This window comes from Streptomyces sp. NPDC041205, assembly GCF_055591765.1.
In genome coordinates this window covers 264,992-278,811 of sequence record NZ_JBVIZH010000002.1, presented here as the reverse complement: position 1 = coordinate 278,811, position 13,820 = coordinate 264,992, and the positions used below count along the sequence as shown (strand labels likewise).

Here is a 13,820-nt window from a genome sequence, read left to right as displayed (position 1 = left end):
TCCAACACCGTGACTGCCACGACCACCCCCGAGCTGGTGTCGTACGAGGACGCGCTCGCGACGTACGACCCGGTCATGGGCCTTGAGGTCCATGTCGAGCTCGGCACGAAGACCAAGATGTTCTGCGGCTGCTCCACGGAGCTGAAGCAGGACGCCAACACGCAGACCTGCCCCACCTGTCTCGGCCTGCCCGGCGCGCTGCCGGTCGTCAACGAGATCGGTGTGGAGTCCGCCATCAAGATCGGCCTCGCGCTGCACTGCGAGATCGCCGAGTGGTGCCGCTTCGCCCGGAAGAACTACTTCTATCCGGACATGCCGAAGAACTTCCAGACCTCCCAGTACGACGAGCCGATCGCCTTCAACGGCTATCTGGACGTCCAGCTGGAGGACGGCGAGGTCTTCCGCGTGGAGATCGAGCGCGCCCACATGGAGGAGGACACCGGCAAGTCGACGCACGTCGGGGGCGCCACCGGTCGTATCCACGGCGCCTCGCACTCGCTGCTCGACTACAACCGCGCGGGCATCCCGCTCATCGAGATCGTCACCAAGCCGATCGAGGGTGCGGGCGAGCGTGCTCCCGAGGTCGCCAAGGCGTACGTCGCCGAGCTGCGCGAGCTCATCAAGGCCCTCGGCGTCTCCGAGGCCCGCATGGAGCAGGGCCAGATGCGCTGCGACGTGAACCTCTCGCTGCGCCCGCACGGGCAGGAGAAGTTCGGCACCCGCTCCGAGACGAAGAACGTCAACTCGCTGCGCTCCGTGGAGCGGGCCGCCCGCTTCGAGATCCAGCGCCACGCCGCCGTCCTCGGCGCGGGCGGGACGATCATCCAGGAGACCCGGCACTTCCACGAGGACGACGGTTCGACCACGTCGGGCCGGGTGAAGGAAGAGGCGGAGGACTACCGCTACTTCCCGGAGCCGGACCTGGTGCCGGTCGCCCCGTCCCGCGAGTGGGTCGAGGCCCTGCGTGCCACGCTGCCCGAGCTGCCGCTGGCCCAGCGCAACCGGCTGCGCGAGGAGTGGGGCGTCTCCGCCCACGACATGCAGTCGATCCTCAACGCCGGTGCCATCGGCCCGATCGTCGCCACGATCAACGCGGGCGCGGACGCCGTCTCCGCCCGCAAGTGGTGGATGGGCGAGCTGGCCCGCAACGCCAACGAGCAGGGCGTGGACCTCGGTTCGCTGCCGATCACCCCGGAGCACGTGGCGCGGGTCTCCGCGCTCGTCACCGCCGGTGAGCTGAACGACAAGCTGGCCCGCCAGGTCATCGACGGCGTCCTCAAGGGCGAGGGCACGCCCGACGAGGTCGTCGACAAGCGCGGCCTGAAGGTCGTCTCCGACGAGGGCGCGCTGACGGCGGCCGTCGAGGAGGCCATCGCCGGCAACCCGGCCATCGCGGACAAGATCCGCGGCGGCAAGGTGGCGGCGGCAGGCGCCCTCGTCGGCGCGGTCATGAAGGCCACCCGGGGGCAGGCCGACGCGGCCCGCGTCAAGGAGCTGATCCTGCAGCAGTTGGGCGTCGAGGGCTGACGCCGACTCGTTCCCGTACGCGAAGGGGCGCCGCACCGAACGGGTGCGGCGCCCCTTCGCGTGGCGGCGACGTTCACGCCGACTTCGGTCATCGGTCTTCCATGGGCCACCAGGAGTCACTACCGTCCCAGCTCAGCAGACCAATGGATCAATGGACAACCATTGGGTGTCGACTGGAGGTTGGGCGTGGCAGAGATATCGCGCAGACGGCTGATGGCTGTGGGCGGTGGTGCCCTGGGCGCCGCCACCGTGGGTTCGTTCCTGCCGCCGTCCCTTCAGCAGGCGCTCGCCAAGGAGCCGCCGAAGGGCGGGCTCGGCGCCATCGAGCACGTGGTGATCCTGATGCAGGAGAACCGCTCCTTCGACCACTACTTCGGGACGCTGCGCGGTGTGCGCGGCTTCTCCGACCGCAACGCGATCCAACTGCCCGGCGGCAAGAGCGTGTTCGAGCAGCCCGGTCCGCTGCGTTCCGTCCTGCCCTTCCCGGTCCGCGAGGCCGCGGCCGCCCAGCAGAAGGACCTCCAGTACATCGGCGCCCTCGACCACTCCTGGAGCGGCGGCGCCAAGGCCTGGCACGACGGCTGGATGGACGGCTGGATCACCGCCAAGACCGCGGCCACGATGGCGTACTACACGCGCGAGGACATCCCGCTGCACTACGAGCTCGCCGACACCTTCACCGTCTGCGACGCCTACCACTCCTCCATCCACACCTCCACCAGCCCCAACCGCAACCACCTGTGGAGCGGCAAGACGGGCTTCGAGGCGAACGGCAGACGCGCGGTCGAGAACGACGCGTACGACGAGGGCACGCACCCCGGCTACGACTGGGGGACGTACGCGGAGCGCCTGGAGAAGGCCGGGGTCAGCTGGCAGACGTACACCGAGTGGGAGAACTTCACCGACAACCAGATCGAGTTCTTCACCACCTTCAAGGCCATCGCGCGCAAGGTCCTCGCCAAGACCGGCGACACCTTCATGGAGGCGTTCTACGCCAAGGTGCGGGACGCCAAGGACGAGGCCGCGCGGGCCAAGCTGCTCGCCGCGCTCGACGAGGGCGTCAAGACGCTCAGCAAGCGGGAGCGGTCCCTGTTCGAGCGGGGGCTGCGGCGGGTGCCCACCGGCACGCTGGCCGACCGGTTCGCCAAGGACGTGGCGCGCGGCAAGCTGGCCAGGGTCAACTATCTGGTGCCGTCCGCCCTGGACTCCGAGCACCCGTCGGTGTCCTCGCCGGTGCACAGCGCCACCATCGTCTACAAGGTCCTGGACGCGCTCGCCTCGCACCCCGAGGTGTGGCGGCGCACCGCCGTCTTCATCAACTACGACGAGAACGACGGCTTCTTCGACCATGTGCCGCCGCCCGTGCCGGGCGGGGACTCCGCCGAGGAGCGGGCGGAGCGCTGGGAGGGGCGGCCGACCGGGCTCGGGGCGCGGGTGCCGATGCTCGTGGTGTCGCCGTGGACCGTCGGCGGCTACGTCTGCTCCGAGGTCTTCGACCACACCTCCGTCGTGCGCTTCCTGGAGAAGTGGACGGGCGTGCGCGAGCCCAACATCGGCCACTGGCGCAGGAAGGTCGTCGGCGACCTCACCAGCGCCTTCGACTTCCACCGGGGCCACCGCCAGCCCGAGGTCGAACAGCCCGGCGCCATCCCGGTGTTCAGCGGCCGCTGGCAGCCGAAGCCGCCGGAGAAGCAGTCGATGCCCGTGCAGGAGCCGGGCGCCCGCCGCGCCCGCCCGCTGCCGTACCAGCCGGACGCCGACCTGAAGCGCACCAAGGACGGCGCCCTGAAGGTGCGGCTGCGCAACGGCGGACGGCGCGCCGCGCACTTCGCGCTGTACCCGTACGCGGGCGAGTTCCCCATTCCGCAGCACCAGGACGTGGCGCACGACGGCTCCTGGATCCTGCCCGAGCAGAGTGACGCTTATCACTTCACCGTCACCGGGCCGAACGGATTCCGTCGCGAATTCGTAGGACAGAGGGAAGGCGCGGCCGCCCTCTCCTCGGCGATCACCCGGCGCGAGATCCACCTGACGCTGGCCAACCGGGGCAAGGGGCACCTCGTCTTCACGGTCAAGCCGCTCGGATACGTGGAGGAGGCGGACGTCCGACGGCGCACCCGCACGGTTCGGATCAAGGCAGGAAGCAGCCGCACCATCGCCTGGCAGACGGGCGACGAGCGCGGCTGGTACGACATCGAGGTCACCGCCGAGGGCGACAAGGGCTTCCGGCGGCGCCTGATGGGGCACATCGAGAACGGTCGCGCCAGCGTCTCGGGCTGATCCGCGCACGGGGGTCCCAGCGGGCATCGATGCCCTCGATGCCCGCTGGCCCCCCTTGTGATCTTGTGAGTAAGGCCACGAAAGGGACCAAGGATCTCCGGGGACTGTCAGAGTGTCTGCGCATGGGTCATCTCGCCGCATAAGCGATGATCGTGATCCATTTCCCCGCTCATGTCGCTCATGTGTTCTTTACGGGTCACTCCGACGCTTCCCGGCTGCTCCCGCTGAAGATCCAGGAATCACTCAGGGAGCCAGTCCGTGGCAGCACTCGCCCGGTGGTGCGTCCGGCACCGCCTAGTCGCCGTACTGCTCTGGCTCCTCGCACTCGGCGGCACGGCCGCCGCTGCCGCCGCCGTCGGCTCCGCGTACTCGAACAACTACGAGGTGCCCGGCACCGAGTCCGACCGCGCCACCAAGCTCCTGGGCAAGGGCTTCCCCGACCTCGGCGGCGACAGCGACACCGTCGTCTGGCACACCCCCGCGGACCAGAAGGTCCGCTCCGCCGCCGTCGAGCAGACGATGACGGAGACCCTCGACAGGATCGCGGAACTGCCCGGGGTCGCCACCGTCACCAGCCCGTACGCCGACCGGGGCGCCACCCAGATCAGCGCGGACGGCCGCACCGCGTACGCCACCGTCACCTTCCGTGAGCAGATCGACTCCGTCGACCGGGCAGAGGCCCAGGCCGTCGTCGACACCGCCAAGGCCGCCGAGAGCGACGGCCTCGACATCGAACTCGGCGGCGGCGCCATCGGCCTCACCGAATCCAAGAGCGCCAAGACCGCCGAGATCGTCGGTGTGGCCGTCGCCGCCGTCGTGCTCTTCCTGGCCTTCGGCTCGCTGGCCGCCTCACTGCTGCCCATCGCCACGGCGGTCGTCTCCGTCGGCACGGCGTACGCGGGCATCGTGCTGCTCGGCCACTTCATGACCGTCGCCGACTTCGCGCCGATGCTCGGCACCCTCATCGGGCTCGGCGTCGGCATCGACTACGCCCTGTTCATCGTGACCAGGCACCGCAAGGGCCTCAAACGCGGCCTGCCCGTGGCCGAGGCCGCCGAACGGGCCGTCGCCACCACCGGCCGCGCCGTCGTCTTCGCGGGCGCCACCGTCTGCATCGCCCTGCTCGGCATGCTGATCCTGCGCCTGAGCTTCCTCAACGGCGTCGCCATCGCCGCATCGCTCACCGTGATCCTGACCGTGGCCGCCTCGGTGACGCTGCTCCCGGCGCTGCTGTCCTTCATCGGCCCCCGCGCCCTCAGCCGCCGCGAGCGGCGCAGGCTGGCCGAGCGCGGGCCCGAGCCGGAGGTGCCGACGGGGCTCGCCGCCCGCTGGTCGGCTTTCGTGGAGCGGCACCCCAAGCTGCTCGGCGGCGTCGCCGTGGCCGTGATCGCGCTGCTCGCCATCCCCACCCTCTCCCTGCACCTGGGCACCTCCGACCAGGGCAACAACCCCTCGTCGGCCACCACCCGGCAGGCCTACGACCTCCTCGCCGACGGCTTCGGCCCCGGCGTGAACGGCCCCCTCACCCTCGTCACCGAGGTCAACGGCGCCGCCGACCGGCTCGCCCTCGACAACCTCGGCAGCACCCTGAAGTCCGCGCCGGGCGTCTCCTCCGTGAGCCCCGTGACGTACGACGACGGCGGCAGCGCGGCCTTCCTCACCGTCGTGCCGGACTCCGCGCCCCAGTCCCAGCAGACCAGCGACCTGGTCGACCGGCTCCGCTCCGACGTGCTGCCCAAGGCCCAGACCGGCACCTCCCTCGACGTGCACGTCGGCGGGGTGACGGCCGGGTACGACGACTTCGCGGAGATCATCGTCGGCAAGCTCCCGCTGTTCGTGGGCGTCGTGATCGGCCTCGGCTGCGTCCTGCTGCTTCTCGCCTTCCGCTCGGTCGGCATCCCGCTCAAGGCCGCCGTGATGAACGTGGCGGCGGTGGCGGCGGCGTTCGGCGTCGTGGTGGCGGTGTTCCAGTGGGGCTGGGGGAGCGAGCTGATGGGCCTCGGCCGGGCCGGGCCGATCGAGCCCTTCCTGCCCGTGATCATGGTCTCGGTCCTCTTCGGCCTCTCCATGGACTACCAGGTGTTCCTGGTCAGCAGGATGTACGAGGAGTGGCTTGAGACCGGCGACAACCGCGTCGCCGTCCGGGTGGGCCTCGCCGAGACCAGTCGCGTGATCAACTCCGCGGCCGTGATCATGATCTCGGTCTTCCTGGCGTTCGTGCTCAGCGGGGACCGGGTGATCGCGATGTTCGGCATCGCGCTCGCCGCGGCCGTCGCGCTCGACGCGTTCGTGCTGCGTACGCTCCTGGTGCCCGCGCTGATGCACATGCTCGGCGGCGCCAACTGGTGGCTGCCCAAGCGCCTCGACCGCTGGCTGCCCCGGATCAGTATTGAGGTGCCCGAATCCCGCGTGCGTGCGAAGATCCCCGGACAGCGTGCGACGGGGGACGCTCCGCTCGCGCTGGAGGACGTGACGGCTGAGCGGCACGGGGGCGTGCGGTAGGCGCGCGGGCGTGCCAGGACGGGTGAGGAGCGGGATGTTCGCGATATCCGTGGGCGAAGGGGCCGAACTGCGGCCGATCGAGCCGTGGCAGGCCGAGGAACTGCTCGCCCACGTGGAGCGGGCGCGCGAGTACGCGGGCCCCTGGGTCCCGTTCACCGTCAAGGTCACCGACGTGGAGTCGGCGCGGGCCCACCTCCAGCGCTTCGCCGAGCGGCAGGCCGCCGACACCGGGCGCTTCTACGGCATCTGGCTCGACGGGACGCTCGTCGGCGGCGTCCTCTTCCGGATCTTCGACACCGCCGCCGAGTCGTGCGAGGTCGGCGTGTGGCTCGAGCCTTCGGCGGCCGGGCGCGGGCTGATCACCAACGCGTCCCGGGTCATCATCGACTGGGCCATCGACCAGCGCGGCATGCACCGCGTGGAGTGGCTGGTGTCCTCCCTCAACGAACGCAGCAAGAAGGCGGCGCGGCGGCTCGGCTTCGTGTGCGACGGGGTGCTGCGGGAGAGCTTCCCGTGGCAGGGAATCCGGCACGACATGGAGGTGTGGTCGGTGCTCGCGCCGGAGTGGCGGGAGGCGCGGGCGGCCCGGGAGGCTGTGGAGGCCCAGGGTTAGGGCGGGGGCTCCGGCGGGTGTCGCGCAGGGCTGTGTCCTTCGGGGGGCTCGGCCGCGTTCGGCTTTAAGCGGGTTCTCATAAACGGGCCTTCTCCGTAAGGGAGTTCTCATACTGCGTCCGTACGGTGCGGGGCATGGGAACCAAGGCAGTTGACGAGTCCGCAGAAACCTCCGAGGCCGGCGCCGGGGCGGAGGCCGAAGCCGACCTCAAGAAGACCGAGGGAGCCGACGAGGCGGACGGCGCCGCGAAGGCGGACGGCGCCGCGAAGGCGGACGGCGTCGCGAAGGTCAACGGCGGCGCGGCGGACGGGGAGTTCGCCGCCGACGATGCCGCCGACGCCGATGAAGACGACCTGGACGACGACTTCGAGGCCGCCGCGGCCGACGCCGCCGCCTCGTCCGCCGGGGTCGGCCAGGGCGCCGGTGCCGTCGTCGCCGCCGCCCTCGGCGTGGTCGGGCTCTCCGGTGGCTGGCTCGGCACCGTCGCGTCCGCGCGCGAGTCACTGATCGGCCAGCTCAAGACCTCGCAGAGCGCGAGCGTGGCCCAGCAGGTGCAGGAGGTCTACGGCGACTCCTGGAAGACCACCGCCCTGGTCGGCGGGCTGTTCGCGCTCGCGGCCCTGGTGGTCGGTGTCGGCGTGCTCCTGCGGCCCGCGTTCGGCGATCCGGCGCGGACGCAGGCGCCCTGGATCAAGTCGGTGGCGTGGGCCGGAGTCGCGCTCGGCGCGATCGGTCTGGTGCTGGCGATCGCGAAGTACACGAACATCCTTCTGGGACTGCCGTCGACGAGTTGACGCACCGTGCGGGAGCGGGCACACCGTCGGTCCGGACAGACGTCCGGGAGCGCGGCGCAGCTTCCCGCCACGCTGTCAACTCCCTTCTGGCCTCGCCTTTTTCCCGTCCGGCAAGGACGCGGGGGGCGAGGCCGACGATCTTTGCGAGGGTGAGAACATCGGCCCATGGAAACGGTCGAACTCCTGCTGCACCCCGTACGGATCCGCATCGTCCACGCGATGTACGACGGTCGCACCCGCACGACCACCGAGCTCCGCTCGCTGCTGCCCGACGTCTCCAAGGCCACCTTGTACCGGCACATGAGCCTCCTGGTCGAGGGCGGACTCCTCGTCGTGGCCGACGAGCAGCCGGTGCGCGGCTCCGTGGAGCGCCACTACCGGCTGCACCGGGGCCGCGTGGTGCTCGACCACGAGGCGGCCGCGTCGCTGTCCCTCGACGACTTCCGGCGCGCCTTCGCCGTGGCGACCGCGACCCTCATGGCCGAGTTCAACACGTACCTCGACCGGGGCGACGCCGCCCCCGTCGCCGACCTGGTGGGCTTTCGCCAGTACTCGCTCTGGCTCAGCCCCGACGAACTCGCGGAAATGATCGCCGAGCTGCGCGAGGTGATCGTCGCCAGGGCCGTCAACGAACCCACGCAGCACCGCACCCGCCACCTCCTCAGCCCCATCGTGTTCCCCGCCGAGGGCCCGCCGAGCGGGGGCGACACCCCGTCCTAGGCATACACCCCCTCCTGGCACACACCCCGTCCTGGGTACAAGGACCGGCCCCCGCCCCCCTGCCTAAGCCCTTACCCGCCCTAAGGACCCCCTCAGTCCTGTCCTAAGGCCCCCACCCACCCCAAGATGCGGCACTCTCCCGATGTGCCGCACCCCCCTGGCAGACGAAAGTGGAGTCATCGCCGAGAGCGAAGGCGAAACCCACCGAGCACCACTGACCAGCCAGGGAGCACACCATGTACGAGTACGAACTCCACCAGCAGCGGACCGCCGAACTCGCCCAGGCCGCCCAGCGCGACCGCCTCGTGCGGGAGGCCCGCAAGGCCGCCCGCGCGGGCCGCCGGGGCCGACGCGGCGACGAAGCCGAGGGGCGGGTGAGCCCCGGGCGCGTGACGGAACGGTTCACGGACCGCTTCACCCGCGCCGCGTGAGGGGCCGGGCGTGCCCGCCCCGCACCCGGAGCCCGGGGTGAACCCCACCCCGGGCACGGCACCCGAGGCCGCCCCGGCCTCACCGCACCAGGCCGCCCCGGTTTCGCCCACCGGGAAACGCCCTGCCGCGAAGTCGCAGGTCTGTGCCATGCTCACCGCCATGGAGACCAGGTCCGTCAGCCCGGTGTTCGTCGGCCGGACCGACGAACTGGGCACCCTAGAGGACGCGCTCGCCCGCGCCGCCGAACAGGCGGCGGGCGAGCCGCAGGCATTGCTGCTCGGCGGCGAGGCGGGCGTCGGCAAGACCAGGCTCCTGGAGGAGTTCGCGGCCGTGGCCTGCGCGCGCGGCGCGGTCGTCGCCGTCGGCGGCTGCGTCGAGATCGGCGCCGACGGACTGCCCTTCGCCCCCTTCTCCACCGCCCTGCGCACCCTGCGCCGCATGCTGCCCGACCAGTTCGCCGCCGCGGCCGCGGGCCAGGAGGAGGAACTGGCCCGGCTGCTGCCCGAACTGTGCGACAGCGCCCCGCCGCGCGGCACCGGCGGCCCCAACGGCGAAGAGGCCACCGCCAGGCTCTTCGAGCTGACCGCCCGCCTCCTGGAAGCCCTCGCCGACGAGCAGACCGTCGTCCTCGCCCTCGAAGACCTGCACTGGGCCGACGCCTCCACCCGCCACCTCCTGTCGTACCTCTTCCGCACGCTGCGCCGCGGCCGCCTCGTCGTCCTCGCCACCTACCGCGCCGACGACATCCACCGCCGCCACCCGCTGCGCCCCCTGCTCGCCGAACTCGACCGGCTGCGCACGGTCCGCCGCGTCGAGGTGGCCCGCTTCACCCGCGACGAGGTCGGGTGCCAGATGGCCGGGATCCTCGGCGCCGAGCCCGCGCCGAAGCTGGTCGACGACATCTTCGCGCGCTCCGACGGCAACGCCTTCTTCGTCGAGGAACTCGCCGTCGCCTCCCACGGCGGCAGCTGCGCCGCCCTCACCGACTCGCTGCGCGACCTGCTGCTCGTCCGCGTCGAGGACCTGCCCGAGGACGCCCAGCGGGTGGCGCGGATCGTCGCCGAGGGCGGCTCCACCGTCGAGTACGACCTGCTCGCGGAGGTCAGCGGCCTCGGCGAGGACGACCTGATCGACGCGCTGCGCGCCGCCGTCGGCGCCAACATCCTGATCCCCTCGCCCGGTGGCGACGGCTACCGCTTCCGGCACTCCCTGGTCCGCGAGGCCGTCGGCGACGACCTGCTGCCCGGCGAGCGCTCCCGCATCAACCGCCGCTTCGCCACCGCCCTGGAGGCCGACCCCGCGCTCGTCGCCCCCGACCAGCGCACCACCCGCCTCGCCAGCTACTGGTACCACGCCCACGACCCCGCCAAGGCCCTGCCCGCCGTCCTCAACGCCTCCGTCGAGGCCCGCCGCAGATACGCCTACGCCGAGCAACTGCGGCTCCTGGAGCGGGCGATGGAACTGTGGGACGCCGTCCCCGACGACGTCCGCGTCCAACTGCGCCCCGTCGACTACACCGAGGTCTACCCGCCCTGCGGCTGCGACCCCGAGACCACCCCGCTGTGCTATCTGGACCTGATGGCCGAGGCCGCCGTCGCGGGCCGCCTGTGCGGCGAGCGCGAACGCGCCCTGAAGATCACCAAGCGGGCCCTGCGGCGCCTGGACGACGAGCCCGACGCGCTGCGCGCCGCCTGGTTCTGGGTACAGCGCTCCCGGCTGGTGCAGACCCTCGCCCGCGGCGACGGCTGGAAGGAACTCGCCACCGCGCAGGACCTCGTCCGCGGCCTGCCGCCGTCGGTCGTGCACGCCGAGGTGCTCGCCATGGTCGCCGGGTGGTCGATGCTCCACGAGCCGGGCCCGGAGGCCTTCGCCGCCGCCGAACAGGCCGTGGAGTACGCCCGCATGGTCGGCGCCCGCGACATCGAGCTGTCCGCCCGCCTCACCCTCGGCGGACTGATGGTCGACGCGGGCGACGTCGACGCCGGGGTCGCCGAGATGTTCGCGGTGCGCGAGCAGGTCCTCGCCGGCGGCAGCGTCGGCCCGATCGGCCGCACCTTCATCAACCTGCCGTCCGTCCTCGAAGGCATCGGCCGCTCCCGCGAGGCCGCCGAACTCCTCGACGAGGGCATCCGCCTCGCCCAGCGCTACGGCCTCCTCGAATCCGAGCCCTGGATGTGGGCCAACCAGTCCGAGTCCCTCTACGCCCTCGGCCGCTGGACCGAAGCCGTCGACGCGGCCCGCCGCGCGGGCCTCAGCGCCAAGCCGCGCGGCGGCGCCTGCCTGCGCCTGGCCCACCTCGCGCTCGCCCGCGGCGACATCGCCGAGGCCGCCCACCAACTCGCCGAGGCCCGCGCGCACTTCGGCACCCACGACCCGATGCCGCAGAACTCCCTGCCGTTGCACCGCGTCGCCATCGGCGTCGCCGCGGGCGAGGGCCGCCTCCTCGACGCCCGCACCGAACTCGACCGGGCCGTCGCCGAGGGCTTCCCGCCCGGCACCCAGCGCTACGGCTGGCCGCTGCTCCTCGCCGCCGCCACCGCCGAGGCCGACGCCCGGGGCCTGCCCATCGCCGCCCCCGGCCGCGCCGACACCCTCCACCTCATCCGCACCACCGCCAAGTCCCTGGCCACGACCGCCCCGGTCTGGCAGGCGTACGAGCTGTGGGTCCGCGCCGAACTCCTGCGCGCCGAAGGCCGCGCCACCCCCGAGGACTGGCTGGCCGCCCTCACCGCCGTCGGCCCGCTGGAGCGGCCCTACGACCTCGCGCGCGTCCGCCACCGACTCGCCGCCGCCCTGCTCACGGCCGGAGCGGGAGCCGGTGACGCCGACCGGGACCGCGCCGCCGAACTCCTCCGCCAGGCCGGAGCCGTCGCCGAGCACCTGGGCGCCCGCCCCCTCGCCGAGTGCGTCGACCGCCTCGCCCAGCGCACTCGGCTCTCCCTCACCGGGGCGCCCCCGGCCGGGCCCGCCGACCCGGCCGACGCCCTCGGCCTGACCTCCCGCGAACGGGACGTCCTGCGCCTGGTCACCGCCGGCCGCACCAACCGCCAGATCGCCGAGGAACTGTTCATCTCCCCGAAGACGGCGAGCGTGCACGTCTCCAACATCCTCGGCAAGCTCGGCGTCGCGGGCCGCGGCGAGGCGGCGGCCCTCGCCCATCGCCTACAGCTCTTCCCGGACGACGGGCCGCAGACGGCCGACGCCGCGGTGCGCGCCCCTTGAGGCGCGGGGAACTGCGCGCTCGGCCCGAGAAGAGCCGCGGACGCGTCTGCTCCGTGTCTCCGCGGACGCGTCCGCGGCTTCGTCGAGGCCGGGCGCGCAGTTCCCCGCGCCCCTGACGGGGCGCCCAGCCCGGCTCGTTTCCGGCGGCGTCGCTTAGGCTGGGAAGGGCAGGACCACCGTCCGGCCTTGGAGGCGCAGTGTTCAACGTGTTCGAGCAGCTTTTCGCACCAGGGCGCAAGCACACGGACGACGAGAAAAAACGCTTGGAGCTGACGCGGGTCGACGTGGACGACGGGGACCCCGGCCGCGGGCCGATAGACCTGTCCTCCGGCAAGGTCGTGGTGCGGGTGCCGCAGCAGGCGCCCGGGGACCAGGCCGACCGCACGGACCCCGAGGGCGAGCCCGAGGCCTGACGCCCCGCCCCTGCCCCGGACCCTGTCGGCGGCCGCCCTACTTCACGCGCACCTCCAGAATCCTGTCGTCCTCCTTCCCCGGGGTCCCCCGGGAGTCCGTCTCGCTGGTCACCAGCCACAGCTTGTCGCCGCCCGCCGCGACCACCGTGCGCAACCGTCCGTACTTCTCGGTGAGGAACGCCTCCGTCTCCGGCTCGCCGGTCACGCCCCGCACCGGGATCCGCCACAGCCGCTCGCCGCGCAGGCCCGCCATCCAGACCGAGCCCTTCGCGTAGGCAACGCCGCTCGGCGAGGCCTCGGAGGTCTTCCACTGGGCGACGGGCGCGTGGAAGGCGTCGTCGGAGTCGTCCTTGCCCTCGGCCTCCGGCCAGCCGTAGTTGTCGCCGGCCTTGATCTCGTTCAGCTCGTCCCAGGTGTCCTGGCCGAACTCCGAGGCCCACAGGCGCTTGTCCTCGTCCCAGTCCAGGCCCTGGACGTTGCGGTGGCCGTACGAATACACGGGGGAGCCGTCGAAGGGGTTGCCCGGGGCCGGGTCGCCCTCCGGGGTCAGGCGCAGGATCTTGCCGCCCAGGGACTTCTTGTCCTGCGCCAGGTCCGTCTCGCCGGTCTCGCCCGTGCCCGCGTACAACATCTTGTCCGGGCCGAAGGCGATCCGGCCGCCGTTGTGGATGACGCCCTTCGGGATGTCCTTGAACACCGTGTCGGGGGCGCCCAGTTGCTGGCCGGACGGCTTCTTCTCGTCGTACAGCATGCGGGCGATGCGGTTGTCGGACTCCGTGGTGAAGTAGGCGTACACCTGGTGGTCCGACGCGTACGTCGGAGAGAGGGCGAGGCCCATCAGGCCGCCCTCGCCCGCGGCGGCGACCCCGGGGACCGAGCCGACCTCGGTCTTCTTGCCGCTCCCGCCGTCGATCCGGGTGATCGTGCCCTCGTCGCGTGAGGACACGAGCAGGTCACCGCCCGGCAGCGGGGCCAGGCCCCAGGGGGACTTCAGGCCCGTGGCGAGGGTCTTGGTGACCTCGGCCGAGCCCTTCTCGGGCGGCGCGTCGGCGGCGTCGCCCGACGGCGACGCGCCCGTGTCCGCGGAGCTGGACTCCGCGCTCTTGTCGCCCGAAGGGCCGTCGTCGTCCGACGAGCACCCGGTCGCCAGCAGGAGCGCGACGGCGGCCCATACGGCTGTCGTGGCGGCACGACGAGGATGGTGAGCACTCAGCACGGTCAGGATCCCTTCGACGCGGAGCTTCTACTGTTCATACACCGCAGCCGCCCCGCAGGTTCCCATCCACCGTGCGCCATTTACGACCGGCTTCCAACCGG

General features: G+C 72.1%; 10 protein-coding genes. 9 read left to right on the top strand and 1 reads right to left on the bottom strand.

Going from position 1 to position 13,820, the window contains the following annotated elements:
• The first annotated feature begins 9 nt into the window (after nt 1-9).
• The 9 genes from gatB (at nt 10) to ACZ6BG_RS08175 (ending at nt 12,503) form a co-directional block, all read left to right on the top strand.
• Complete coding sequence (gene gatB, locus ACZ6BG_RS08215) at nt 10-1,527, top strand: Asp-tRNA(Asn)/Glu-tRNA(Gln) amidotransferase subunit GatB (RefSeq protein WP_468998541.1); 1,518 nt, start codon at nt 10-12, stop codon at nt 1,525-1,527.
• A gap of 186 nt (nt 1,528-1,713) precedes the next feature.
• Entirely contained in the window at nt 1,714-3,807 is a 2,094-nt protein-coding gene (locus ACZ6BG_RS08210; protein ID WP_468998538.1) for a phosphocholine-specific phospholipase C, read from the top strand.
• A 258-nt stretch (nt 3,808-4,065) separates the two neighbouring features.
• Nucleotides 4,066-6,309: an MMPL family transporter gene (locus tag ACZ6BG_RS08205; RefSeq protein WP_468998536.1), complete on the top strand. Its 2,244-nt coding sequence runs from the start codon at nt 4,066-4,068 to the stop codon at nt 6,307-6,309.
• Nucleotides 6,310-6,343: 34 nt separating this feature from the next.
• Complete coding sequence (locus ACZ6BG_RS08200) at nt 6,344-6,922, top strand: GNAT family N-acetyltransferase (RefSeq protein WP_468998533.1); 579 nt, start codon at nt 6,344-6,346, stop codon at nt 6,920-6,922.
• A 134-nt stretch (nt 6,923-7,056) separates the two neighbouring features.
• Nucleotides 7,057-7,716: a hypothetical protein gene (locus tag ACZ6BG_RS08195; protein ID WP_468998529.1), complete on the top strand. Its 660-nt coding sequence runs from the start codon at nt 7,057-7,059 to the stop codon at nt 7,714-7,716.
• A gap of 165 nt (nt 7,717-7,881) precedes the next feature.
• Nucleotides 7,882-8,436 (top strand): helix-turn-helix domain-containing protein, encoded by a 555-nt coding sequence (locus tag ACZ6BG_RS08190; protein WP_468998526.1) that lies wholly within the window; start codon nt 7,882-7,884, stop codon nt 8,434-8,436.
• Between the two features lie 236 nt (nt 8,437-8,672).
• Nucleotides 8,673-8,867 (top strand): hypothetical protein, encoded by a 195-nt coding sequence (locus ACZ6BG_RS08185; protein ID WP_468998524.1) that lies wholly within the window; start codon nt 8,673-8,675, stop codon nt 8,865-8,867.
• Between the two features lie 148 nt (nt 8,868-9,015).
• Entirely contained in the window at nt 9,016-12,090 is a 3,075-nt protein-coding gene (locus tag ACZ6BG_RS08180; protein WP_469000133.1) for a helix-turn-helix transcriptional regulator, read from the top strand.
• Nucleotides 12,091-12,296: 206 nt separating this feature from the next.
• Nucleotides 12,297-12,503 (top strand): DUF6191 domain-containing protein, encoded by a 207-nt coding sequence (locus ACZ6BG_RS08175; RefSeq protein WP_468998522.1) that lies wholly within the window; start codon nt 12,297-12,299, stop codon nt 12,501-12,503.
• A gap of 37 nt (nt 12,504-12,540) precedes the next feature.
• On the opposite strand, the gene ACZ6BG_RS08170 is transcribed toward ACZ6BG_RS08175, so the two are convergent.
• Nucleotides 12,541-13,719 carry a PQQ-dependent sugar dehydrogenase gene (locus ACZ6BG_RS08170; protein ID WP_468998520.1) on the bottom strand — a complete coding sequence of 393 codons (1,179 nt, stop codon included), beginning with the start codon at nt 13,717-13,719 and terminating at the stop codon, nt 12,541-12,543.
• Nucleotides 13,720-13,820 lie beyond the last annotated feature (101 nt).

Excerpts from the sequence above, each read along its gene's own strand:
- ACZ6BG_RS08185 (WP_468998524.1), top strand. The coding sequence starts at position 8,673 with ATGTACGAGTACGAACTCCACCAGCAGCGGACCGCCGAACTCGCCCAG.
- ACZ6BG_RS08200 (WP_468998533.1), top strand. The coding sequence starts at position 6,344 with ATGTTCGCGATATCCGTGGGCGAAGGGGCCGAACTGCGGCCGATCGAG.
- ACZ6BG_RS08180 (WP_469000133.1), top strand. The coding sequence starts at position 9,016 with ATGCTCACCGCCATGGAGACCAGGTCCGTCAGCCCGGTGTTCGTCGGC.
- ACZ6BG_RS08195 (WP_468998529.1), top strand. The coding sequence starts at position 7,057 with ATGGGAACCAAGGCAGTTGACGAGTCCGCAGAAACCTCCGAGGCCGGC.
- ACZ6BG_RS08190 (WP_468998526.1), top strand. The coding sequence starts at position 7,882 with ATGGAAACGGTCGAACTCCTGCTGCACCCCGTACGGATCCGCATCGTC.